22 protein-coding genes are annotated in these 24940 nt (G+C 45.0%); 7 read left to right on the top strand and 15 right to left on the bottom strand.

Translation table 11 applies throughout. The annotated features are described in order from the left end of the window. Nucleotides 1–37 precede the first annotated feature (37 nt). Both BLP57_RS02640 and BLP57_RS02635 read right to left on the bottom strand, forming a co-directional pair. A complete protein-coding gene (locus BLP57_RS02640; protein WP_021651116.1) occupies nt 38–871 on the bottom strand; it encodes a sugar phosphate isomerase/epimerase family protein in 834 nt (277 codons plus the stop codon). Nucleotides 872–1073: 202 nt separating this feature from the next. After that, on the bottom strand, nt 1074–2078 hold the full coding sequence (locus tag BLP57_RS02635) for a Gfo/Idh/MocA family protein (RefSeq protein WP_092069281.1): 1005 nt from the start codon (nt 2076–2078) through the stop codon (nt 1074–1076). A 512-nt stretch (nt 2079–2590) separates the two neighbouring features. On the opposite strand from BLP57_RS02635, the gene BLP57_RS02630 reads away from it, so the two are divergent. Continuing rightward, nucleotides 2591–3874, top strand: coding sequence for an O-acetylhomoserine aminocarboxypropyltransferase/cysteine synthase family protein (locus BLP57_RS02630; RefSeq protein ID WP_092069278.1), 1284 nt, complete (start codon nt 2591–2593; stop codon nt 3872–3874). Between the two features lie 189 nt (nt 3875–4063). On the opposite strand, the gene BLP57_RS02625 is transcribed toward BLP57_RS02630, so the two are convergent. Together BLP57_RS02625 and BLP57_RS02620 are read right to left on the bottom strand one after the other, a co-directional pair. Then, entirely contained in the window at nt 4064–4357 is a 294-nt protein-coding gene (locus BLP57_RS02625) for a phage holin family protein (RefSeq protein WP_092069275.1), read from the bottom strand. 255 nt (nt 4358–4612) lie between these two features. After that, complete coding sequence (locus BLP57_RS02620) at nt 4613–5326, bottom strand: TraX family protein (protein WP_021885873.1); 714 nt, start codon at nt 5324–5326, stop codon at nt 4613–4615. A 542-nt stretch (nt 5327–5868) separates the two neighbouring features. Between BLP57_RS02620 and BLP57_RS02615 the strand changes: the two genes are divergently transcribed. Continuing rightward, complete coding sequence (locus BLP57_RS02615; protein WP_092069272.1) at nt 5869–6861, top strand: aldo/keto reductase; 993 nt, start codon at nt 5869–5871, stop codon at nt 6859–6861. A 214-nt stretch (nt 6862–7075) separates the two neighbouring features. Here BLP57_RS02615 and BLP57_RS02610 read toward each other — a convergent pair whose 3' ends face one another. Beyond that, nucleotides 7076–8086, bottom strand: a complete 1011-nt coding sequence (locus BLP57_RS02610; protein ID WP_015525727.1) for a GGGtGRT protein — start codon at nt 8084–8086, stop codon at nt 7076–7078. Between the two features lie 40 nt (nt 8087–8126). After that, nucleotides 8127–8819 carry an iron-sulfur cluster assembly scaffold protein gene (locus BLP57_RS02605; protein WP_015525726.1) on the bottom strand — a complete coding sequence of 231 codons (693 nt, stop codon included), beginning with the start codon at nt 8817–8819 and terminating at the stop codon, nt 8127–8129. Between the two features lie 246 nt (nt 8820–9065). Between BLP57_RS02605 and BLP57_RS02600 the strand changes: the two genes are divergently transcribed. Next, entirely contained in the window at nt 9066–9803 is a 738-nt protein-coding gene (locus BLP57_RS02600; RefSeq protein WP_092069269.1) for a TraX family protein, read from the top strand. A 122-nt stretch (nt 9804–9925) separates the two neighbouring features. Here the strand turns inward: BLP57_RS02600 and BLP57_RS02595 are convergent, their stop codons facing one another. From BLP57_RS02595 to BLP57_RS02565, 7 genes are all read right to left on the bottom strand, one after another. Continuing rightward, nucleotides 9926–10594, bottom strand: coding sequence for a UDP-N-acetylglucosamine pyrophosphorylase (locus BLP57_RS02595; protein ID WP_059086308.1), 669 nt, complete (start codon nt 10592–10594; stop codon nt 9926–9928). Continuing rightward, complete coding sequence (locus tag BLP57_RS02590) at nt 10591–12642, bottom strand: DNA topoisomerase (RefSeq protein WP_059086309.1); 2052 nt, start codon at nt 12640–12642, stop codon at nt 10591–10593. The genes BLP57_RS02595 and BLP57_RS02590 overlap by 4 nt, the downstream gene beginning before the upstream one ends. Before the next feature lies 1 nt (nt 12643). Continuing rightward, nucleotides 12644–13399, bottom strand: a complete 756-nt coding sequence (locus tag BLP57_RS02585; RefSeq protein ID WP_092069266.1) for a formate/nitrite transporter family protein — start codon at nt 13397–13399, stop codon at nt 12644–12646. A gap of 181 nt (nt 13400–13580) precedes the next feature. Next, nucleotides 13581–13817 (bottom strand): DUF3343 domain-containing protein, encoded by a 237-nt coding sequence (locus BLP57_RS02580; RefSeq protein WP_092069263.1) that lies wholly within the window; start codon nt 13815–13817, stop codon nt 13581–13583. A 99-nt stretch (nt 13818–13916) separates the two neighbouring features. After that, nucleotides 13917–15002 (bottom strand): aspartate-semialdehyde dehydrogenase, encoded by a 1086-nt coding sequence (gene asd / locus BLP57_RS02575; RefSeq protein WP_015525720.1) that lies wholly within the window; start codon nt 15000–15002, stop codon nt 13917–13919. 93 nt (nt 15003–15095) lie between these two features. Further along, complete coding sequence (gene argH, locus BLP57_RS02570) at nt 15096–16475, bottom strand: argininosuccinate lyase (RefSeq protein ID WP_015525719.1); 1380 nt, start codon at nt 16473–16475, stop codon at nt 15096–15098. Between the two features lie 151 nt (nt 16476–16626). Beyond that, nucleotides 16627–17292 (bottom strand): epoxyqueuosine reductase QueH, encoded by a 666-nt coding sequence (locus tag BLP57_RS02565; RefSeq protein WP_092069260.1) that lies wholly within the window; start codon nt 17290–17292, stop codon nt 16627–16629. 129 nt (nt 17293–17421) lie between these two features. On the opposite strand from BLP57_RS02565, the gene BLP57_RS02560 reads away from it, so the two are divergent. Further along, the gene (locus tag BLP57_RS02560) at nt 17422–18189 is read left to right on the top strand and encodes an ABC transporter ATP-binding protein (protein WP_092069257.1); all 768 of its coding nucleotides are present in this window, start codon (nt 17422–17424) and stop codon (nt 18187–18189) included. Further along, nucleotides 18182–18976, top strand: a complete 795-nt coding sequence (locus BLP57_RS02555) for an ABC transporter permease (RefSeq protein WP_059086313.1) — start codon at nt 18182–18184, stop codon at nt 18974–18976. The genes BLP57_RS02560 and BLP57_RS02555 overlap by 8 nt, the downstream gene beginning before the upstream one ends. A gap of 29 nt (nt 18977–19005) precedes the next feature. On the opposite strand, the gene BLP57_RS02550 is transcribed toward BLP57_RS02555, so the two are convergent. Together BLP57_RS02550 and BLP57_RS02545 are read right to left on the bottom strand one after the other, a co-directional pair. Then, nucleotides 19006–21432: a putative bifunctional diguanylate cyclase/phosphodiesterase gene (locus BLP57_RS02550; protein ID WP_242872541.1), complete on the bottom strand. Its 2427-nt coding sequence runs from the start codon at nt 21430–21432 to the stop codon at nt 19006–19008. Between the two features lie 159 nt (nt 21433–21591). Then, nucleotides 21592–22245 carry a DUF3786 domain-containing protein gene (locus tag BLP57_RS02545; protein WP_015525717.1) on the bottom strand — a complete coding sequence of 218 codons (654 nt, stop codon included), beginning with the start codon at nt 22243–22245 and terminating at the stop codon, nt 21592–21594. Between the two features lie 356 nt (nt 22246–22601). Between BLP57_RS02545 and BLP57_RS02540 the strand changes: the two genes are divergently transcribed. Both BLP57_RS02540 and glgD read left to right on the top strand, forming a co-directional pair. Next, nucleotides 22602–23741 carry a glucose-1-phosphate adenylyltransferase gene (locus BLP57_RS02540; RefSeq protein ID WP_021651100.1) on the top strand — a complete coding sequence of 380 codons (1140 nt, stop codon included), beginning with the start codon at nt 22602–22604 and terminating at the stop codon, nt 23739–23741. A 1-nt stretch (nt 23742) separates the two neighbouring features. Next, complete coding sequence (glgD, locus tag BLP57_RS02535) at nt 23743–24864, top strand: glucose-1-phosphate adenylyltransferase subunit GlgD (protein ID WP_092069254.1); 1122 nt, start codon at nt 23743–23745, stop codon at nt 24862–24864. Nucleotides 24865–24940: the final 76 nt, after the last annotated feature.

Here is a 24940-nt window from a genome sequence, read left to right as displayed (position 1 = left end):
CCTCCTATCGGTTTAAGGTCGGACCTTTCTGAATGAATTATCCGAAATATTTCTGCACAAAGTCTCTGGTAACTTCCGCAGCCTTTTTCACGTTGTCCTCATGGCTCATTGCATAGTATTCCGGACGGAACTCTTCGATGGTGCAAACGCCATCAAAACCGATCTCCTTCAGTGCAGCTGCGATTCCTGCATGATCTACAACACCCTCACCCGGCCACAGTCTCTTGTCGTCTCCGCAGGAGCCAAGCGGAAGATCCTCACAGTCATTTAAATGGTATGCAAAAATCTTCTTGCCATCAGCAGCCCTCAGGTCCTCAAGGCGGGAGCACATCTCATGGAAATGGAAGGTATCCACGGTAACGCCTACATTATCTCTGTCTACTGCTTTTACCACATCATAGGCTGTTCCAAACTGATTGATGGAGCAGTTCGGTGCACCACAGAACTCCAAGGAGATCTTCATATCCGCGCCAACCTTATCGGAAAGATAACGAAGACGTGCAACTGCTTCTTCTTTGATCTCACTGACAGATTTGTCTTTTACATCAAAGCTTGGAACGGTGATCAGCATTTTCATTCCGATCGCTTTGGAAACCTTCAGGATAAAATCAACTTCTTCGTCAATCTCTTTTTCCCCTGCCTCATCTCTCTGGTTAAAGAAGATCAGAGTGTTGTATGCCCATGGTTTCAGATGATGATTCTTAAACCAGTCTGCAAGTTCTTCCAGTGTATGCTCTTTGAGATAGTCCTTTACGCAGTCAAAGCGGATCTCAATATAATCAAAACCATATTTCTCGCACATCTCCAGGTCTGCCATAAGAGACTGTCCTTTACATTCCAGTGCAGTTGCTTCATTAAATCCTAATTTCATCTTCAATACCCTCCATATGTTTTTACTTTTCAGCCAATTTTTCCAGTTAATCTCACCGGCAGGTTTTCCACTGCAGTTTCAACAAAGCCGAAGCGGAATCGGATCCGGCCGGTAACTGCCGCCGCAGACTCATTGGGGAAGTCTGTAGCAATAAGTTGGTATGATAACTCACACTTGATGAGGTGGAGCTCGTAAAATATATTTATTTATAAAATTCCGGCTTCTCAACCGCTGTAACGATCTTTTCGATCTGTCCGGTTTCCTGCGCTTTTACAAGAGCATCTGCAGTGATCGCTGCCAGGTATCCATCCCATGCATTCGGTCCTGTGATCACTCCTGCCTCTGCGTTATCAACCCAGTCCTGAACCTCTTTATCATAAGCGTCTTTAAATCTTACGAAGCAGTCTGTGTCAATAGCAGTGGACACTGCCGCATTCTTGCGGATAGACGGGTAAGCCGGCTGTGCCATTTTCAGTGCACCATCCTCGCATACAACTTCACAGTTGATATCATATCCGAACTTGCAGTTAACAAATACTTCTACATCAATGCATACACCTTTTTTAGTACGAAGCATCATGATCTGCGGATCTTTCAGCTCGGAGTGGGAATATTTCGTCACTTTTGGCATTACTACCTGTGCTGATTCATACTCATCATCTACAAGCCAGTGAAGGACATCGATCTCATGGATTGCGGTATCGTGCACAGCCATTGGTGTATTGTAATTGGTACCTACCTCCGGATTTCTGTGTGTACAGTGAAGGATCAGCGGCTCGCCGTATTCTCCGGTTGCAAGTGCTTCCTTGATCTGCTGATATCCCTTGTCATAGCGTCTCATAAATCCAAGCTGGATGAGATGTTTGCCGGCTGCCTCCTCTGCCTTTACTACTTTCAGGCAGTCCTCAGCAGTTGTACATAATGGTTTCTCACAGAAAATCCTCTTGCCGGCCTCGATTGCCTGAAGAAGAGAATCTACATGTGCAAAGCCCGGAGATACGATAAATACTGCATCTACGTTCTCTGCATTGATGAGCTCCTTACTGTCTGCATAGACTTTTGCTCCGCAGATCTCGGCTGCTTTCCTGGCACTTTCCTCAAATACATCGGAAACAGCTACTACTTCTGCTCCCTGAATCTTCTCTGTCAGTCTTCTGATATGATCTCTTCCCATTCCGCCGCATCCGATAACTCCTACTCTTAACATTTTAAATTCCTCCGTTCATTTTTTATTGTTTTCTGTTTTTGTGTTCTTTTTGATGATGTTATATTATCATTTTGTGCACGTGAACGCAATGTCTTTTTTGTACAAAATTTCCATTTTGTTTTTATGCGATTTTCACTATTTGTTACTTCATTCACATATTTTGTTTGTTTTACAGTATTTTTTCGGCATTCACTCACATTTTCGCATCTATAAAATGACTTACTATGCTTATTATAAACGTTGATCATATAGCGTTTTATTATGTGCACCAGAACGCAATATTTCATTTCCCTTATACCCTAGTAGAGTTTATGTAGAATATTATTGTATTTCAACACATAAAGAGTTATACTTGTATGTAGTTTTATTTAAAATACACAAATGCATTTTTCATACTTTATTTAACCGAACTGTAAGGATCAAAGCTTCCCTCAGAAATCCCTGAAACGCAGGCAAACTTCCCTGATTCGGTTAAATTCATACGAAAAACACAGCAGAAAGGACTTATCCCTATGAGCGACTATAATTTAGAAACTAAATGTATCCACTCCGGCTATACCCCATCCAAGGGCGAGCCCTGTGCACTTCCTATCTATCAAAGCACTACTTACAAATATGACACCACTGACGAAATGGGCCAGTTATTTGATCTGAAGGCAGACGGATATTTTTACACCCGTCTCCAGAACCCGACCAACGATGCCGTAGCTGCAAAGATCGCAGATCTGGAAGGCGGTGTTGCTGCGATCCTAACTTCTTCCGGACAGGCAGCCAACTTCTACGCAGTATTTAATATCTGTGAGGCAGGCGATCACGTTGTTGCCGCTTCTACCATTTACGGAGGAACCTTCAACCTTCTTGCCGTCACCTTCAAGAAGCTTGGCATTGACTGCACCTTTGTTGATACCGATGCAACAGAAGAAGAGATTGCTGCCGCATTTAAACCGAACACAAAGGTTCTTTTTGCAGAAACCATCGCCAATCCGGCTCTGGTCGTCCTGGACATCGAGAAATTTGCACACGTTGCACACCAGAACGGCGTACCTCTTATTGTGGATAACACCTTTGCCACACCGGTAAACTGCCGTCCCTTCGAGTGGGGTGCAGATATCGTTACCCACTCCACCACCAAATATATGGACGGGCATGCCGTTCAGGTAGGCGGCGCCATTGTCGACAGCGGTAACTTCGACTGGGATGCCTATGGCCATAAATATCACGGTCTGACAGAGCCGGATGAATCCTATCACGGTGTTGTCTATACAAAGCAGTTTGGAAAAAAAGCTTACATCACTAAGGCTACTTCCCAGCTGATGCGTGATCTGGGCTCTATTCCGTCTCCGATGAACTGCTTCCTTCTGAACCTCGGCCTGGAAACGCTTCCACTGCGTGTTGAACGCCATTGCTCCAATGCCCAGAAGATCGCAGAATACCTAAACGCACACGAAAAGGTTTCTCATGTAAATTATGCAGGACTTCCGGAGGATAAATATCACGCACTGGCTCAGAAATATATGAAGGATGGCCGTACCTGCGGCGTTATCTCCTTTGAACTGACCGGTGGCCGTGATGCAGCAGTCCGTTTTATGGACAGTCTGAAGCTTGCCACCATCGCAACTCATGTTGCTGCTTCCATCACTATGGTCCTTCACCCAGCCAGCCATACACATCGCCAGATGAACGACGAGCAGTTGGTTGAAGCAGGAGTTTCTCCTGGAATGATCCGTCTTTCCATCGGTATCGAAAATGTGGATGATATTATCAAAGATCTGGAACAGGCACTGAAAAATGCATAAATAACCAATTCAAAAAGGAAGGATACATCTGCTCATGCATGATGTATCCTTCCTTTTTATGATATATTTTCTCCTACTCTCAATTATGGCATTTCCGCCAATTACCTGCATCCTGTTCTGAACGGCTTTCTTCTGGCACATAAATTCCTGCAGCTGCTGCAAGTATCTGAAACTACCTTACAAAATCCATTATTCATCTTTTTCCAGCTGTTTGATCAGCTGGTTCACATATGTAGAAAGCCCCGCCACCAGGACTCCCTGTGTTGTGGATGTAAATACTGCCATTGCAATATCCTGTGCATTTTTACAGGAACAGGTAGCAAAAACATAAATTCCGCATATAAGGATTCCTGCACACCCCAATATCAGCGGAATATATTTGTCCTTCACAGCCTGAGCCTCCTTCAGTGCGATCCCCATAAAATACAAAGCGATTGCTGTGATCAGCAATTCCGGTTTAATATAATTCACAAGCGCTTCCATGAATATTCTCAGTATCTCCCCTGCCGCTTTGATTTATTTTATGAATTTCTCCAAGAAATATTTCACAAATTCCCCAAAAATGTAAGCTACGTGTAAGCTATCTGTAAGCTACGCATAAATTTTCATGCGTTCTCAGACTGATTTGTTCTATTTTTCTTTAGACACAAAGAAAGGGGCTGTGAAATAACAGTCATCTACGCAAAAAGAGGACTTTTCGTTCATTTTAAAAGAAAAGTCCTTTTTTAAATTTCATATTCAAATCTTAAGACACATTCTTATAATTCCTAAAATCAGCAAATGTACTGGATAAAAAAGATAATTAAACCACTTATTCTGTTTTCCACGTTCTCCATTATAAGTAAGTGTCAGGCCAAATCCAAGCAAAGCCCATGGTTCTTTGAACATGGAAAGATAGGAAAATGGAATCGCAAGTGCCTGTCGGTCATGAAAAATATAATAGAAATATCCAATCAGCACCGCATGGTGTTCATAATCTAATCCCAGATTCATTGCAGCAAAGCACAATACTGCCACAATGAGAAATGATACGAAATACCATAAAGCTTTCGGCAATGCTGCCATCTTTTCCTTGAGTACATCAATCAGCCAGATCATGGCAAGCACCAAGGCTAACGTAAACATAATATTGTTCCAGTTGGCTTCAAAAAATGTAGCTGTTGTACACATATCAAAAGGAATTTCTGATATTACTCCAAATACAAGAAGTGTAATTAAATACTTCCATTTATTTTTTGTGTGGAAATAGCCTTCCACGAGAAGGAAGATGAATATTGGAAATGCGATTCTTCCTAAAATATCAAAAAAGTCACTCAACCGATTCAATGCTCCTCCATCCAAATTCGGATAGATTAACGCTTTGTTTGTGTGATCGATAAGCATAGATAGAAAAGCAATGTATTTAAGCTGCGCCCCTGAAAATATTTTTATTCTTTCTTTTATATTGTTCATAAAAAATAGTCCTTTTTTTAATTTCTTCAATTACATTCACTTATTGGGTCATCTTTACCCACCCCACTGGATATGGCGAAAAGGAACCGTTGAATAGTAGAAAGCTAAGATTGTGATAACTCTATATTACTATAGTTGTTTTGAAAAAACTATATAAAAGAAGAGTTTATGAAGCATAAAGCTTTAAAGAAAATCGAAGGAGGAAAGTCCACTCAAAGAGTGAATATACAAAAACAAAAGATTAAGGTGCAGAAACTTCATCTGGAATTGTTGGAGAAATTGCAGTAGCATACAGGTTACTGTTCACTCCCGTGTCAATCACTTCGCTGATTGACACGGAGGATGCATGTTTTGGCTTGAATGCATCTCGCCCCATCGCCAAAGGCAATTTAAAATGGCGAGATGCGTTGCTGGTCGCACATCGTGTGAACAGTAACGCATACAGCGAAAACAGAGGCTGAAATGAAGAGCTGGATGCAATTGAAGAAAAAATATGATATCCTAAGTGTAGCAGAAAGATATAATCATGGAGGTATATACACATGTACATTGCAGACAAAAAAAGATACGACACAATGGTTTACAACCGCTGCGGTAAAAGTGGCTTGAAGCTGCCTGTTGTTTCACTTGGACTCTGGCACAATTTTGGTGATACAAGTATCTACGAAAATATGAAGCAGATGTGCTTTACCTCTTTTGACAATGGAATCACTCATTTTGACCTTGCCAATAATTATGGGCCTGCTTATGGCAGTGCAGAACGCAATTTCGGCAAGCTTTTCAGGGAAGAACTTCATCCATACCGAGATGAAATGCTCATCAGCACAAAGGCCGGATTTGATATGTGGGAAGGACCTTATGGCAATTGGGGAAGCCGCAAGTACCTTATTGCAAGCCTGGACCAGAGTCTTAAGCGACTTGGACTTGATTATGTCGATATCTTCTATCATCACAGAATGGATCCTGAGACACCACTTGAGGAGACTATGGGTGCTCTTGACTCTATCGTTCGAAGTGGAAAAGCCCTTTATGTAGGTCTTTCAAATTATGATGGTCCCACACTTAAAAAAGCTACAGAAATCCTAACCGATTTGAAATGTCCTTTCGTAATCAACCAGAACCGTTATTCTATCTTTGACAGAACAATTGAGAATAACGGGCTTAAGGACACTGCCTATGAGCTTGGAAAAGGTATCATAGCTTTCTCTCCTCTCGCACAGGGACTTCTTACGAAGCGCTACCTCAATGGTATCCCTGCTGATAGCAGAATTGCCACTGACGGACGATTCCTTAATGAGACTGCACTTACATCAGAAAAGCTTTCCCAGATTCAGGCACTTAACGAAATTGCTATGGAAAGAGGACAGACGCTTGCCGAGATGGCTCTTAGCTGGATTCTAAAAGATGATAAAGTAACAAGTGTCCTAATTGGAGCTTCAAAACCTGAGCAGATTCTTGATAATATCAAGATAATCGGACATACTGATTTTTCAGATGAAGAACTTAAGAAGATTGATGATATCGTTAATTCTTAATCAATGAAAGGGGCTGTGATCGGCTCTTCTTTTTGTTTCCTTCGCTCTGTTACCTACTTGTTACCTACCTGTTGCCTATCTTACCATTTTCAAGACTTCTCACACTGACTCAAATTACATCTTCTTTTTTACGATCAAAATTAAGAAAAGTACCGCAGCCCTTGGAACTACGGTACTTTCAAGGTTTGTTGACTCTTTAATTAAAAAGGTTTTATTAGAACTTGCCAGCGTCAGCAGCTTCCTGTACGGAAACAGCTACAGCAACTGTCATACCAACCATCGGGTTGTTTCCAGCGCCGATAAGACCCATCATCTCTACGTGAGCCGGTACGGAAGAAGATCCTGCGAACTGAGCGTCAGAATGCATACGTCCAAGTGTATCAGTCATACCGTAGGAAGCAGGACCTGCTGCCATGTTGTCCGGATGAAGTGTACGTCCTGTACCACCGCCGGAAGCAACGGAGAAGTATTTTTTACCTTTCTCGTTGCACTCTTTTTTGTATGTTCCTGCTACCGGATGCTGGAAACGAGTCGGGTTTGTAGAGTTTCCTGTGATGGAAACGTCAACGCCCTCTTTCCACATGATCGCAACACCTTCCGGAACGCTGTTAGCGCCGTAGCAGTTAACTTTTGCACGAAGTCCCTCTGAATAGGATTTACGGAATACTTCCTTAACCTCGTTCTTATATGGATCATACTCTGTCTCTACATATGTAAAGCCGTTGATACGGGAGATGATCTGAGCAGCGTCTTTTCCAAGACCGTTCAGGATAACACGAAGAGGTTTTTTACGAACTTTGTTTGCTTTCTCGGCGATACCGATAGCACCCTCAGCTGCTGCGAAGGACTCATGTCCTGCAAGGAAGCAGAAGCAGTCTGTCTCTTCCTCAAGAAGCATCTTTCCAAGGTTTCCATGTCCAAGACCTACTTTACGTGTGTCTGCAACGGATCCCGGGATACAGAAAGCCTGAAGGCCTTCTCCGATAGCTGCTGCTGCGTCAGCGGCTCTTCTGCAGCCTTTTTTGATCGCGATAGCTGCACCTACTGTGTAAGCCCAGCAAGCGTTCTCGAAGCAGATCGGCTGAATGCCTTTGATCTGATCGTAAACGTTCAGTCCTGCGTCTTTAGTGATTTTCTCAGCTTCTTCGATAGAAGCGATTCCATAGCTGTTTAAAACAGAATTGATCTTGTCAATTCGTCTCTCATATGATTCAAATAAAGCCATTTCCTGTAACCTCCTGATATTTTTACCTTACGAAGTGTAATTACTCTTTTCTTGGGTCGATGATCTTAACAGCATCTGCAACACGACCGTACTGACCTTTTGCTTTCTCCCATGCTGTGTTCGGGTCATCACCTTTCTTAATGAAGTCAGTCATTTTTCCAAGGCTTACGAACTGATATCCGATGATCTCATCGTTCTCATCAAGAGCGATACCTGTAACATAACCCTCAGCCATCTCAAGGTAACGAGGTCCTTTTTTCAGAGTTCCATACATTGTACCAACCTGAGAACGAAGTCCTTTTCCAAGGTCCTCAAGACCAGCTCCTACTGCAAGTCCGTCCTCGGAGAATGCAGACTGGGAACGTCCGTAAACGATCTGAAGGAAAAGCTCTCTCATAGCTGTATTGATTGCATCACATACAAGGTCTGTGTTCAGCGCCTCCATAACGGTAAGTCCTGGAAGGATCTCAGAAGCCATAGCTGCAGAGTGAGTCATTCCTGAACATCCGATCGTCTCAACAAGTGCCTCCTGGATGATTCCCTCTTTAACGTTAAGGGAAAGCTTACAAGCACCCTGCTGCGGAGCACACCAGCCAACACCGTGTGTAAATCCGGAGATATCCTTTACTTCTTTTGCCTGAACCCATTTTGCTTCTTCCGGGATCGGAGCGGCACCATGATGTACGCCCTGTGCCACTGGACACATTTCTTCTACTTCGCGTGAATAAATCATTTTAAAACTCCTTTCAAGTATAGATTGACCGATGTTATTGAGAAAAAAAGTTCGATAACACCCTATGGCTATTTTCTCACAAAACCTTTGTTTCGTCCAGTCATATTTGATAAAATTTTGCCATAAAACGCATAATATTGGTAGTTATTCCGGCAGTATTGCATGCCTAACTGTCAAATATTTCTGGCAACTACTGTATGTATGTGATAATATATTAGCAAGTTTAACCTTGGAGGTATATTTTTCATGAATGCATCTGTGGATTCTGTTTTTCCAGAAAAATACCGCATTCTCAGCGGAAGCGCTCTGAAGATGATCGCGATCATCACCATGCTGATCGATCATATCGGAGCTGTGCTGCTCAGTATGTATCAGCCTGCACAGAAAATCCTGTTTACACTTTTCGGCAGAGAATATACTGTATATCTTATTTTCCGCGATATCGGAAGAGCTGCTTTTCCCATCTTCTGTTTTCTCCTGCTGGAAGGCTTCCGTCATACACGGAGCCGGTTCCTCTATGGAAGAAATCTCCTTCTTTTTGCGCTGCTCTCAGAAATTCCGTGGAATCTGATGTTTACAAATACGCTGCGTTACGAAAGACAAAATGTGTTTTTTACGCTTTTCCTCGGATATCTGGCCTTTTGTGCCATTGAATATTTCCAGGCCAGACCTTCGATGCAGCTTCTCTGCATCCTTGGACTGCTTGTCATTTCCATTTTTCTGAAAGCAGACTATGGATGGCGGGGGTATATCTTCCTGCTGATCATGTTCTATATGCGAAACGATAAGCCAGGCCAGGCAATCCTCGGAAGCTGCTGGCTTTACTATGAATGGAGAGCCTCCTTTGCCTTTCTGTCCATTAACCTGTACAATGGAAAAAGAGGCTTCATCCGCGGAAAATCAGCAAAATATTTCTTTTACTGGTTTTACCCAGTCCATATTATAGGACTGGTCATACTTCGACAGCTTTTGTTTTTATCTTAATCCCGCCCGCTCCCGGTCGGTTCATCCTTCCACGACCAATACTGTTGCATCCATCACCCCATCAAAAAAGCTGCACTCTCTCAAAAGTGCAGCCTAAATGCGTGTCCAGAAGAATCTGTTTCTTATTTTTTCTTTACGATCTCTTTTGCATTTTTATAAATGGAATCTGCAGGAACACATCCACGTACCGGTGACAGCGGGTAGATATTAGAATTCCGTCCGATCACAGTACCGGGATTCAGCACAGAACCGCATCCGACTTCAACATGATCTCCGAGCATCGCTCCGAATTTCTTAAGACCGGTTTCGATCTCTTCATCCCCGTCTTTTACGACAACCAGCTTCTTGTCTGATTTTACGTTGGAACAGATCGATCCGGCACCCATGTGGGACTTATATCCCAGCACAGCATCTCCAACATAATTATAATGAGGAACCTGAACCTTGTTAAACAGCACTGCATTCTTAAGCTCTGTGGAATTTCCCACAACTGCGCCCTCACCAACGATAGCCTTGCCGCGGATAAATGCACAATGGCGCACCTCGGCGTCTCTGCCAATGATAGCCGGTCCGGTGATACTTGCAGTCGGCGCAACTGTAGCGGACCTTGCGATCCATACATTTTCGCCCTTCTCCTCATATTCAGAAGGATCCAGTGTTTTTCCCAGCTTAATAATGAAATCTCCGATCTCCGGAAGAACCTCCCACGGATAGGTTTTTCCCTCAAAAAGCTCTGCTGCAATGGTCTCATTCAGATCCAGCATATTGCTGATAGTAAAATCTTTCATCATGATGATCTCTTTCCTCCCTGTCCGGAAGCTCGCTCCGGCTTCCTGTAGTTTACAGCGGCCGCATCAAAAAACTGCCGCAGGTTATACTGATAATTGCTTGCCTCCACCTGCCGGGTACGTACCCGCACAAAATGCTCCAGCTTGTCCATATATTCCTGTTCCGTGATGCTGCCCTCTGCCACATAGGTGAGGCCCTTTTCCCAGCTTGCCGTAAGCTCCGGGTTCAGAAGCTGCCGGATAGAACAATTTACCACATCGAAGATCATTTCCCCAAGAAGTGTTGGAGTGATCACCTGGGTCTTTTTGTTCAGTGCCAGATATTTGATGTTAAAAAGCTTCTTCAGGATCTCGGCACGGGTAGCACTGGTGCCGATCCCGCTTCCCTTGATCTGGGCTCGAAGCTCCTCATCCTCGATCAGCTGTCCTGCATTTTCCATGGCAAGGATCATGGAACCGGAATTGTATCGTTTGGGCGGTGAAGTCTCACCCTCCTTGATACTCAAACCGTTCACAGGAAGTATATCACCCTTTTTCAGCTTCTGCAACGCCTCCAGGAGCACAGTATCACAGGAAACCTCGTCTTCCTCTCCATTTCTATTTTTCTCACTGTCTGAAGCCCTTTTCTGCGAAAAAGAATTCGTGGCGATCTTCAGATAGCCTTCTTCTTTGAGAACCTTAAAGGATGAAAAGAATGCCTCGCCGTCCAGTTTCGTCACAAGACTCACCTTCTGATAAACGGCCGGCGGATAAAAAATACACAAAAATCTCCGTACAATAGTCTCGTACACACGCTGCGCAGTAAGAGACACGCTTCCCAGTGCATTCAATCCCTGACCGGTAGGAATGATCGCATAATGGTCTGTGATCTGCTTGTCATTCACATATCTGGTCTTTGCAATGCTTTTCCAGGATTCCATCCCCAAAACCTCTGCCGCCGCAGCACCGGCCTGCTGATAATTTCGAAGACCGGATATATTCTTGTATATCTCCTTGGCCACTGCCGTGGAAAGAACTCTGGCATCCGTTCTCGGATAAGTCACCAGCTTCTTCTCATAAAGCTCCTGTACGATCCGGAGTGTCTCGTCCGGACTGATCTTAAACAGCTTTGAGCACACATTCTGAAGCTCCGCCAGGTTAAAAAGAAGCGGCGGATTTTTGTTTTCTTTTTTTCGTTCCACCTTTTCCACAATACAGGAAAGGGGCTGGTTCACCATCAGCTGATCGATCAGCATCTGTGCATGCTCTTTTTTCCTGAAGCCGTTTTCTTTATAAAGATACGGGGACTGAAAATACCTGCTGCCTTCCACAGCTCTCCATTCACCGTCAAAATTTTCGCCTGCAAGTCCAATACTGCCAAGGACACGATAGAAGGGTGTCTTCACAAAGACACGGATCTCCCGTTCTCTCCGCACCACCATGCCAAGAACACAGGTCATCACACGCCCAACTGCAATAGCCTGATATTTGGAATGGAGATAATTGGTGACACTGCTTCCGTAGCGCAGGGTCAGAACTCTGGAAAAATTGATTCCCATAAGATAATCTTCCTTTGCGCGGAGATACGCAGACGCTGCCAGATTATCATACTCCGAGATGTCCTTCGCTTCACGGATCCCTCTTAAGATCTCTTCCTCTGTCTGGGAATCGATCCACACACGTTTCTGGACTTTTCCCTTTACTCCTGCCATCTGGGCTACCAGACGGTAGATATATTCACCCTCACGTCCGGAGTCGGTACACACATAAATGGTATCCACATCCGGCCGGTTCAGCAGTCCTTTTACGATCTCGAACTGCTTTTTGACCCCGGGGATCACTTCATATTTGAATTCGCGCGGCAAAAAAGGCAGGGTATCAAAACTCCACCTTTTAAACTTGATATCATATTTTTCGGGATAGCTCATGGTAACCAGATGTCCTACACACCAGGTTACCACAGAATCATCAGATTCCAGATATCCGTCTTTTCTCTGACCGTTGATCTTCAAAGCCTTCGCAAATTCCTGTGCCACGCTGGGCTTCTCCGCTATGTATAAAGCCTTTGCCATACTATTTATCTGCACTCATCTTTCTAAGCGGCCATGCCAGAAGCACAGCTCCGCCAACTATATTTCCCAGTGTTACGATCACCATGCTTTTAAGCATAGCGCCGACAGACAATCCTGGCACCATACAGAATGCAACTGTAAAAATACCCATATTTGCAATACAATGCTCAAATCCGCTGACAACGAAACCTGAAATACAGATCACGATCATCAGGAACTTGCCTGACTCACTCTTCAGCTTAATGCCGCAGAGAACAGCAAGACAGACGAAGAAATTACAAAGTACCGCACGGAAAAACATCTGTCCTGCCGGAATACTCAGTTTTCCGTTTATAAATCCGGCAAAATAATCTGCTGTACCGGACGCTCCGGCACCTACAAAGATCAGCGCCAGGATCAGGCATCCCACAAAATTGCCGATGTAACTGATTCCCCAGACCTTTCCAACATCTTTCCATGATACGCTCTTGTCATACGCACCAAAAGCCATTACCAGATTGTTACCGGTAAACAGCTCTCCTCCTACCATTGCGATCAGCAGGACCGCAATAGAGAACACGATGGCTCCAAGGAATTTCCCCCATTCCGGGAATGTCTTGGAAAATACATTTCCAACAACGTTACTGTAGATCATCGCCACATCAATAAAAAATCCGGCCATGATCGCCCGCATAAAGTATTTTCCGAAATTGCTGTTCAGTAAGTTTATCTTACCCTTCGCAGCGGTTGACAGTTTCTCTACATCCTCCCTGTTCATAAATAGCACCTCCACATATTTTTAGCAAGCGTGGCACTTTGTTGCTGCTTCTTTGTTCACAGCAACACGCTTTCCGGAAATCTGCTTGTTATATTGTAACACTTTACTAATTATTTAACAATAAAAATGCGAAAATTTTCAAAAATTTCCGTTTTGTTACATACAACAAACAATATCCGTTTTATACCAGAACACGATAGATGCCATCCCAGGCCAGTTCCTTTTTTTTCAGGAAATTTTCTGTTTCCTCCTCTGATTGCTCCACGCATTTCCATGCCAGTCCGCACTGGGCACTGATCTCTGAAGGGATCGGGATCAGCCTTCCCGGAAATTCAGATTTCCTGGCCATTTTTTCCATTTTCATGGCAGCCGTGGTTGTGGAAAATGTCACAACTGTAGTAATTACTTTTCTGCGCATATCTCCTTTGTTCCTTCCATATACGCAAAAACAGGACACCGGAAAAACCGATATCCCGTTTCTGATGATTTTCTTTATTTCCTGTAAAGGATCCAGTTCTTATTTAGCCTGGATATATCCTTTCGCTTTCAGAGTTTCTGCACAGAGAACTGCTCCGCCTGCGGCACCTCTTACTGTGTTATGGGAAAGTCCGATGAACTTGTAATCATAAACAGTATCCTCACGAAGACGTCCTACAGATACTCCCATTCCATTCTCATAGTTTACATCCATCTGTACCTGCGGACGGTTGTCCTCCTCAAGATACTGGATGAACTGCTTCGGAGCGCTTGGAAGCTCAAGCTCCTGCGGAAGTCCCTTAAACTCAACCAGCTTCTGGATCAGCTGCTCTTTGGTAGGTTTCTTGCGGAATTTAACGAATACAGCTGCTGTATGTCCGTTGAGGACCGGAACACGTACACACTGGCATGTGATGACAGGTGTGGTAGCCGGAACGATCACGCCGTCCTCGATCTTGCCCCAGAGTCTTAATGGCTCCTTCTCACTCTTCTCTTCCTCACCACCGATGTACGGAATGATGTTGTGCTCCATCTCCGGCCAGTCCTTGAAGGTTTTTCCTGCTCCGGAAATAGCCTGGTATGTAGTGGCAACTACTTCATACGGCTCGAACTCTTTCCATGCGGTAAGTACCGGAGCGTAGCTCTGGATAGAGCAGTTCGGTTTAACAGCTACAAAGCCGCGTTTTGTTCCGAGACGTTTCTTCTGGAATTCGATAACCTCGAAGTGCTCCGGATTGATTTCCGGAACTACCATCGGAACGTCCGGTGTCCAGCGGTGTGCGCTGTTGTTGGACACAACCGGTGTCTCTGTCTTTGCATATTCTTCCTCGATCGCCTTGATCTCATCCTTAGTCATATCAACTGCGGAAAATACAAAGTCAACAGTAGCTGCAACCTTCTCAACCTCGTGGATATCCATAACAACCAGCTTCTTTACTGCCTCCGGCATCGGAGTATCCATTTTCCATCTGCCGCCTACAGCCTCCTCGTAGGTCTTGCCTGCGCTTCTCGGGCTTGCCGCTACAGTAACCACCTCAAACCACGGGTGATTCTCCAGAAGAGAAATGAATCTCTGACCAACCATTCCAGTTGCACCTAAAATACCGACTTTAAGCTTTTCACTCATAATAAAACTCTCCTCATCTTGTGTCCCTCCATGGCACACATTTGTCTTTTCTGTAAATACTATACCAATTTTTTCTAAAATGCAAGCATTATCTTAATTTTTTTCAAGATATTCTTTATTCTGAGCGATCACCTGCTCCATCACGTCCGGTCCCGGCGCTCCCAGAGTCACACGTTTTTCCACGCAGGTCTTCATACTGATGGCTTCATAGATGTCCTCCTCAAACACAGGACTGATCTCTTTGTACTCGGAAAGCGGAAGCTCATCCAGAGAGATTCCCTTATCCAGACAGAGAAGGACCAGTCTTCCGACGATGCCGTGAGCATCACGGAACGGTACACCGTGGTTAACCAGATAGTCTGCTGCGTCTGTGGCGTTTGTAAAGCCTCTCTTTGCACTTGCCTCCATGTTGGCTTTGTTGAACTGCATAGTGGAAACCATGCCGGTAAACAGGGCGATACAGCCCTTTACAGTGTCGATGGCATCAAAGGTCAGCTCCTTGTCTTCCTGCATATCTTTGTTGTATGCAAGCGGGATTCCCTTCATGGTTGTGAGAATAGATGTCAGCGCTCCATAAACACGGCCTGTTTTTCCACGGACAAGCTCTGCGATATCCGGATTCTTCTTCTGCGGCATGATACTGCTGCCTGTGCTGTATGCGTCATCGATCTCAACGAAACGGTACTCATTGGAATTCCACAGAATGATCTCCTCTGAAAAACGGCTCAGATGCATCATGATCGTAGAAAACGCACTGAGAAGCTCGATGACATAATCTCTGTCAGATACGGAATCCATACTGTTTCTGGTTGGTGCATCAAAGCCGAGAAGCTCTGCAGTATAGGCACGATCCAACGGATAAGTGGTTCCTGCCAGTGCTCCCGCTCCAAGCGGACAGGTATTCATTCTCTTACGGATATCAAAAAGTCTGTCACGGTCTCTGCGGAACATCTCAAAATATGCGCCTACATGGTGTGCCAGAGTTACCGGCTGTGCCTTCTGAAGGTGGGTAAATCCCGGCATGTAGGTGTGAACATTCTCTTCCATGATCTTCTGCAGGGCAAGAAGAAGGTCCTTCAGCTCCTTATCTGTCTCATCGATCTCGTCGCGGACATAAAGCTTCATATCCAGAGCTACCTGGTCATTACGGCTTCTTCCTGTGTGAAGCTTCTTTCCGGCATCTCCGATACGGTCGATCAGGTTTGCCTCCACGAAGCTGTGGATATCCTCATACTCCGCTGTGATCTCCAGCTTGCCTGCTTCCACGTCTGCAAGGATACCGTCCAGTCCTTCTGTGATCTGCTCCTTTTCTTCCTCTGTCAGGATCCCCTGTTTTGCAAGCATGGCAACATGTGCCTTGCTTCCACGGATATCCTGTCTGTAAAATTTTTGATCAAAGGAAATGGATGCGTTAAAATTGTAAACCAGCTTGTCCGTTTCTTTTGTAAAACGGCCTCCCCATAACTGTGCCATATTGATTCTTCCTCACTTTTCTTTTTTGCGGCAGAACTGTCTTCTCCGGACATACACGAGCTCCGTCTCCCGGACGTCTGCACTTTTCTGTGTTAGTGTAACATATTTTTATAAAAATGCAAAGTTTTTCATAATTATACGTTTGCTGTCTTCAGCCGTTGTTACTGTTCACTCGATTCTCAGTAACCAGCCGTTCTCTGTCCATGGCTTCTTTCTTTGAAAATACACAGCCGCAATAATTCTGCCGGTACAGAGCATGCTCATGAGACAGTTCAATAGAACGCTTGTAGCCATTCTTTTTCTTAAAATCCGAAGTCAGATGTGGCACTTTATAGATTTCTGCCAGCTCCTCGCCAATCTCATTGATCTTCTGTGCATTTTTCAGCGGACTGATACTTAAGGTTGTGGTGAAATAATCATATCCGCCCTCCTTCGCCAGTTTTGCCGCCTCTTCCATCCGCAGACGGTAACACCGAAAGCACCTCTCTCCTCCTTCCGGAACATCTTCCAGGCCTTTTGCCATTTCATAAAATTCCTTCGGGTCATACCGGCCCTCCATAAGAGTTACCGGATGGACAAATTCCATCTCCCCGATCAGGCGGCGGATCTCAGCCACGCGGTGTGAATATTCCTCCACCGGTGCGATATTGGGATTATAAAAAAATATCGTGATTTCAAAATACTGCGATAGATATTCCATCACATAGCTGCTGCATGGCGCACAGCAGGCATGCAGAAAAAGTCTGGGGGTTTTCCCTTCTTTCTGGTTTCTTTCAATCAGTTTATCCAGTTCTTTCTGGTAGTTTCTCTTGTTCAATGTTTGTAATTCCTTTCTCTATGACTGTTTTCAGGCAGACATCAAAGTATGCATCTCTGCCATTGGCCTTCTCATGTTTCAGACATATGATAATATTATATCATTATCTACGAAAAGGAGGCAACATCCATGAATCCTGTCCTGAAAGTGCGGGACGTGTGTCTCTCTTATCACACATTGTCCGGTGAGACACCCGCCCTTTCTCATATATCCTTTGATCTGATGCCCGGTGAATTTCTGTCCATTGTAGGACCTTCCGGATGCGGAAAATCCACTCTTCTGAATCTCATTGCCGGCCTGCTCACTCCTGAGCACGGTTCCATTACTCTGGGAGGCCGGCCGGTATCCTCCGGCAGTGCCGCTGTAGGATATATGCTCCAGAAGGATCATCTTCTGGAATGGCGGAGCATCTACAAAAACATCCTTCTCGGCCTGGAGATCCGGAAAGAGCTCACACCTGAAAAGCTGGCACATGCAGAAGCCCTTCTTCAGACCTACGGTCTGGACCGTTTCCGTGATGCCCGCCCTTCCCAGCTTTCCGGCGGTATGCGCCAACGTGCCGCTCTGATCCGGACCCTGGTGCTGGAACCGGAGCTCCTTCTTCTGGACGAACCATTTTCCGCTCTGGATTACCAGACCCGCTTAAATGTCAGTGATGATATCGGAAAAATCCTCAAAAGCTCCGGCAAACCTGCGATCCTGGTCACTCATGACATCTCCGAAGCCATCAGTATGGCCGACCGGGTACTGATCCTTTCTGCACGTCCTGCCACTGTACGAAAGATCATTGATATCGATCTGGATATCAGCGACCGCACTCCCCTCTCCTCCAGAAATGCTCCGGATTTTAAAAAATATTTTAACATCATATGGAAGGAGCTCAATGAAAATGCCTGAAATTTCCAGACAGCAGAAACAATATCTTGCACGGCAGAAAAAAGAAAAAAACATTATCCTGGCTGCGCGGACACTTCTTTTTGTTCTGTTTATGGGACTTTGGGAAATATCCTCTGATCTTGGATGGATCGATTCCTTTATCTTCAGCAGTCCTTCCCTGATCGCAAAGACCTTTCTTTCCATGTGCAGGGATCAGTCCCTGTTTGCACATATTGCCGTGACACTGGCAGAAACTCTTGTCAGTTTCTTTTTTGTTGTGATCCTGGGTGTAGGAACCGCAGTACTTCTCTGGTGCTCCCGACGGATCGCACGGATCCTGGAGCCATGTCTGGTGGTACTGAACAGTCTCCCGAAATCTGCTCTGGCCCCTCTTCTGATCGTATGGCTTGGTGCCAACGAACGTACCATTGTGGTCGCCGGCATGTCTGTAGCCATCTTCGGTTCCGTTATCAATCTGTACTCCGGCTTCTGCCAGGCAGATCCGGAAAAGCTGAAGCTGATCGAAACTCTGGGGGGACACAAAAAGGAAAAGCTTCTGAAGATCGTCCTGCCCTCCTCCGTTCCTCTTATCCTGAGTGTGATGAAGGTCAACATCGGGCTTTGCTTGGTAGGCGTGATCATCGGAGAATTTATCGGTGCCCGAAAAGGCCTGGGATACCTGATCATTTACGGAAGCCAGACATTCAGACTTACATGGGTCCTGATGTCCATTGTGATCCTCTGCATCATTGCCATGCTGCTGTATTTTGCACTTTATCTTATTGAAAAACAGGTCCGGAAACATTAGCTGTAAAAAGGGCGTGTAAAAATGATCTCTCATTTTTTACACGCCTCTTTTGCTCTTATAACCTTTGTTTCAAAGTTTTCCCACGGCAAAGGCCGTGCATAATAAAAGCCCTGGATCTCATCGCAGCTCAGGCTTCGCAGGATCTCCACCTGTTTTGCTTTCTCCACGCCCTCGGCAAGAACCTTCATTCCAAGGCTATGTGCCAGCGAAATGGTATGACGGATCACCTGCTGCCCACGAAAATTCTCTATGTAATCGATCAGACTTTTATCCAGCTTCAGAGTATCGAATGGCAGCTGGTTCAGGCTTGTCATAGATGAATAGCCGGAGCCAAAATCATCCATATGCAGCTCGAATCCTGCATCCACCATCTTCTCTATGAGCTTACTGATCCGATCATTATACAACGCAGCAGTTTCTGTCAATTCAATGGGAACAGAAGAAAACGGAATGCCATTTTCTTCCACGATCTTCACATAACGACAGATCATATTATCGTAATGGATACTGGCACGTGACAGATTCACCGAAATCGGAAGTATCTTTTTCCCTGATCTTATACGTTCCCCCTGGATGCTGCATACCTTTCGGAAAACATATTCATCAAGGCGTACGATCAGACCATCCTTCTCAAAAAGAGGGATAAATTCTCCCGGCGAAACCATAGTTCCTTCCGCTCTCTTCCAGCGCACCAGTGCCTCCGCCCCAACGATCTCTTCTGTCTCCACACTGTATTTCGGCTGCAGGTAGACTACGAATTCTTCATTGCGTATAGCCTCCACGAAAGCATTCTCCATCTGTCCGTTACGGATATGCCTCTGTCTCATCTCATCATCATAAAAAGCGATCTGGTGCTCATAGTCATCCCGGATACTCTTCATGGCCAGAAAAGCCCTGTCACAGATCAGGGTAAAAGGCAGTGTCTTATCCACATTCTCATAGACCCCATAGTTGACCACCAGATTAGGAATCGGCGCTCCGCTCTCGACCCTGTGGATAAATTTCTCCATATCTGTCATACGGATCTCTTTCTTTCCATATATGATGGCTACAAACTGGTCTCCTCCATATCTGCCCACCGTCCCGTAGCGAACCTGATTTCTATACGTATCTCCCAGATAGGTAAGAACCTGATCACCGGTCTTCTCTCCATAGGTTCCGTTGATCCATTTAAAGTTCTTTATATCTGCCACCACCACATGAAAATCCTGATTCGTATTAAAGCGCATCAGCGTCTTTGCATGATGGAAAAAGGCCTGTCTGATATAAAGCCCTGTAAGATCATCATATTCCAGAGCTGAGAGTACCATCACGGACTCTCTCAGCTTGATCACATTGTTGATCTTACTTTTTAATATACGGACATTATACGGTTTCCGTACGAAATCCACTGCTCCCAGTTCCAGACATCGCACCTCATCCTCCAACCGGTTACTTCCGGTTATGATGATCACAGGCACAGAGGTCAGCATCACATCATCACGGATCAGCTCCAGAAACTGAAATTCATCACATACCGGCACACTCATATCAAGAAGAATTGCAGAAAGGGTTTTGTAATTCTCAGACAGACGCTTCATCCCCTCTGCTTCATTCATCGCAGAGATAACCTCAAAACTGCCCTCCAGATGTTCTGTAAGCGCTTTCCGATCCGTCTCGTCATTCACTACAATAAGAAGTTTTCTTCCGGATGCTGTTCCTCCTGGTTCCAGTATGGCCTCCATCTCACTGTACCGTACATCCATATCCTCATTGGCAAAAGCAAACACCACGGTCTGAAAATCCTCAGCCGTTCCTACCCTGGCACATTTCACATAGAAATATTCAATCCTCCCGTTGCTTCGGCGTACACGATAATGTACCATCAACTGGGGAATCCTTGTAAGACGTTGGCATATCTTCTCAAAATCCATCATCTGATGCATCCGGATCCTGTCCTCTGCCGCAACACTGCTCTCAATATAAATATCCATGATCTTCTCATAGGATTCATCCCTGCGAAGTCCCTCCTCCCCATAAGCTCCACTCTGCCCCTGGAAGCGGCATACCTGGACCTTATGAGTCTCTCTGTCAACAGAGTAGATATTGATAAAATTTTTTCCGAGAACATTAATGATCCCCATAAGAATCGGATTCTCCATCATTCCGCTGCTGATCTCATCATTCGTCTCTGTATCCGAAAAAACAAGGGCATGTCCTGTCCCGCCGGATTCCAGCGGAATCTCCACAGCATCAACCGAACGCAGGATATTCCGTCCCGGTTCCAGATAATTCTTCGGACCTTTGATCCCGTTAACGACCGGACAGATCTCACAGGGAGTTTCTCTGTTTCTCAGACAGTGATAGCATTTCTCGCCCCTCTTCAGCTGCGGATAGATCTCACGTGCTGCCAGGTTATAGCTGATAATCTTATAATCCTCATCTATGACATACATTCCCGATGCATTTTTCCCCACGAGCATCACCTCCGGATTCGTAAATTTCTCATAGATCCTTCGTGACAGTTACTGTCTCAAAATCCTTAAATATTCCTTCATTATATACGATTTTTCTGATAACTGCAATTATCTTTCGTATTATTTATTTTTCATATTGGTTTTATTATATTTCGGTTATCAGCGCATCTGAAAAGATTTCCCCCTGAGCGGAACCCCGGCAAGCTCCGCAAGCCTTTTGATCCCGGAATCTGCTATGGATACCGCACTCTCCACATGATTGAAATCTGTGGCACTGTAATCAAACAGGATATTTCCCTGTGCTTCAAACTCCTCGTCCCGTTCCCAGAAAAAGAATCTCATAGGCATACAGTCAAAGGCCCTGATCTCATATCCCACATCACCCTGGGGCAGTTCCCTGCCGTCAAGCTTCTGAAACGCCTCCCTCAATTCCTTTTCATGGCCGGAAAATGTAGCACTGAACACATCCGTCTCTCCGATCTGATACGCCGGCGCAAATGGTCTTGCATTCCTGAGATCTGCAAAAGGGACCCACTTATCCATAATAAAAGCCCCCTCTTTCGCATACCCCAGAAGCGTATAAATATTCAGCATCTCCGTAGTATCCGGTTCTCTCTGTCCATCCAGGCTCCGGATACTGCCGTCTTCCAGACTCACCCCATATCTTCTTCCGAAATGAATGATCGTGAGAAACCCGTTTTCTTCCTTCAGTTCCGGCACCCGTTTATGCAGATCTGCCTGATCCATCTTCAAAAAGCGTTGTGCCCACTCTTCACATAGTTTTACATAATTGGAAATTCTTTCTTCTTTCATCCTGTCTTCTCCCTGTCTGATATCAATATCCTTTCTCCGCTGTATTCCGGACTTTTTTTACAGAATACACTGCTTTCACATTTTCCGCAAGAATCTTCGCCGATGTATCCGAAATCCGGCTATTTTCAGTGTTACTGTTTTTTCAGCATCCCGGAACCTTCTTAAGCGTTTCTTTTTTTCGACAGATCATCCATCAATTTTCCCAAATCCGTCTAATTTCCCAATATAAAAATAACGTTTTTTTGCACAAAAAACTGGATTTTCTTTTTTAAAAGGTGTATAATATTAACAAAGTTTATTGTTTTTATGGTTAAAGACACCTGGCAGTAAACAAGAAATGAAAGTGAGGATTCGCCATGAAACAAAACAGTATGTTAGCAATGATCCTGGCCGGTGGAAGAGGAAGTCGTCTTCACGAGTTGACGAATAAAGTTGCCAAGCCAGCCGTTGGTTATGGCGGTAAATACCGTATCGTGGATTTTCCGCTCAGTAACTGTGCCAACAGCGGCATTGATGTCGTAGGTGTACTGACACAGTATGAATCAGTTTTACTGAACAGCTATGTAGCAGCCGGTGGCCGCTGGGGCCTTGATGCCAAGGACAGCGGAGTTTATGTACTTCCTCCACGTGAGAAGGCTGATGCCGGTCTGGATGTATACCGTGGAACAGCTGATGCGATCTCTCAGAATATTGATTTCATCGACTCACAGAACCCGGAATACCTTCTGATCCTTTCCGGTGACCACATCTATAAGATGAATTATGCAAAGATGCTTGATGACCATATCCAGCATAAGGCAGATGCGACTATTGCAGTTATCGAGGTTCCCATGAAGGAAGCCAGCCGTTTCGGTATCATGAACACCGGTGAAGATGACCGCATCGTGGAATTTGAAGAGAAACCGGAACACCCGAAGAGCAATCTTGCCTCCATGGGTATCTACATATTCAACTGGAAGCTTCTGCGCAAGCTCCTGCTGGCAGATATCAAAAATCCGGATTCCAATCACGATTTCGGTAAAGACATCATCCCTACACTCCTTGCACAGGACAAGGCACTCTACGCCTACAAGTTCAAAGGCTACTGGAAGGATGTAGGAACCATCGATTCCCTCTGGGAAGCAAACATGGATCTTCTCAGTCCTAACAGTGAACTGGATCTTAACGATCCTACCTGGAAAATCTACACTGAGGATGCTACCTCTCTTCCACAGTATATCTGTGATACAGCTGTGATCAACACTGCTTTCATTACTCAGGGCTGTGTTGTAGAAGGTGAGATCACCAACTCCGTACTTTTCACAGGCGTCAAGGTCGGTCCTGGTGCCAAGATCATCGACAGTGTCCTGATGCCGGGTGTTGTTGTTGAAGCAGGTGCCGTTGTCCAGCGTGCTCTCGTTGCAGACGGAGTCGTGATCGGTGCCAATGCTCGTGTCGGTTCCAAGGACAGTGAGCACATCGAACTTGTATCAAAACGTGTAAAGGGGGCTGAGTAATATGTTTAAAGCATTTGGAATCGTGAATTCCTCAGAAAGAAATATCCATGTGGAGGGGCTTCAGGACTACCGTGCGATCGGCGCCTTTTCATTTCTCGGAAGATATCGTGTCATCGACTTCCCAATCTCAAATATGACCAACAGCGGAATTGAGTACATTCAGGTCTATGTAAAGAACAAACCCCGTTCTCTTGTAGAACATCTCGGAACCGGACGTCACTACAACATCAACTCCAAGAGCGGTAATCTCCAACTCCTCTTTTCAGAGCATTCCGGAGTCAACGATATCTATAACACCGATATCGACAACTACTACTCCAATCTGGAGTGCATCGAAGCAGTTCATTATCCGTATGTTGTTATCGCTCCGAATTACATGATCTACACCACCGACTATTCCAAGCTGATCGATGCCCATATCGAATCCGGTGCAGATGTGACCATGCTTTATCATTCCGTTGATAATGCCAAGGAGAACTATCTGAACTGCCACATCCTGAACCTGAACCGTCAGAAGGGTGTTCTCTCCATTGAGCACAACCACGGCAATGCAAAGAACCGCAACATTTTCATGGATACCTACGTAATGAGCAAGGAGCTTTTCATCAGCCTCATCCATAAGGCAAAAGAGATCTCCTCTCTTTATACCCTTGCAGACGTGATCAATGCCGGCTGCAGAGACGGTGAGCTGGATGTACGTGGTGTATCCCATCGCGGATATTTTGCATCGATCACTGATTTCAAGAGCTATCACGATGCAAATATGGATCTGATCGACTACAAAACTGCAACGGATCTTTTCCATGATAACTGGCCAATCTATACACGCACCAATAACTCCTGCCCGACTCATTATTTTGACACAGCCAATGTTTCCAACTCCGTTATCTCCAACGGCTCCATGATCGAGGGAACTGTAGAGAATTCCATTGTCGGACGTGGCTGTACCATCAAAAAGGGCGCTGTTATCAAGAACTGTGTCGTTCTTGCAGACTGCACCATCGGTGAGAATGTCCATATCGAAAATCTGGTGGTAGACAAGCATGCCAAGATCACGCATGCCAAGGAGCTCATCCGTCCTGCGGATGAGCCTGGCTACATCAAACGTAACGATACACTGTAATATTCATATATAATAAGGCCTCCGGTTCCTGTGTTACGAACCGGAGGCCTTATTTATCTCTGTACTCAGCTAAGCA

The organism is Blautia sp. SF-50, assembly GCF_900101315.1.
Lineage (GTDB): Bacteria > Bacillota > Clostridia > Lachnospirales > Lachnospiraceae > Blautia_A > Blautia_A fusiformis.
This window is presented reverse-complemented; position numbering and strand designations above follow the sequence as displayed.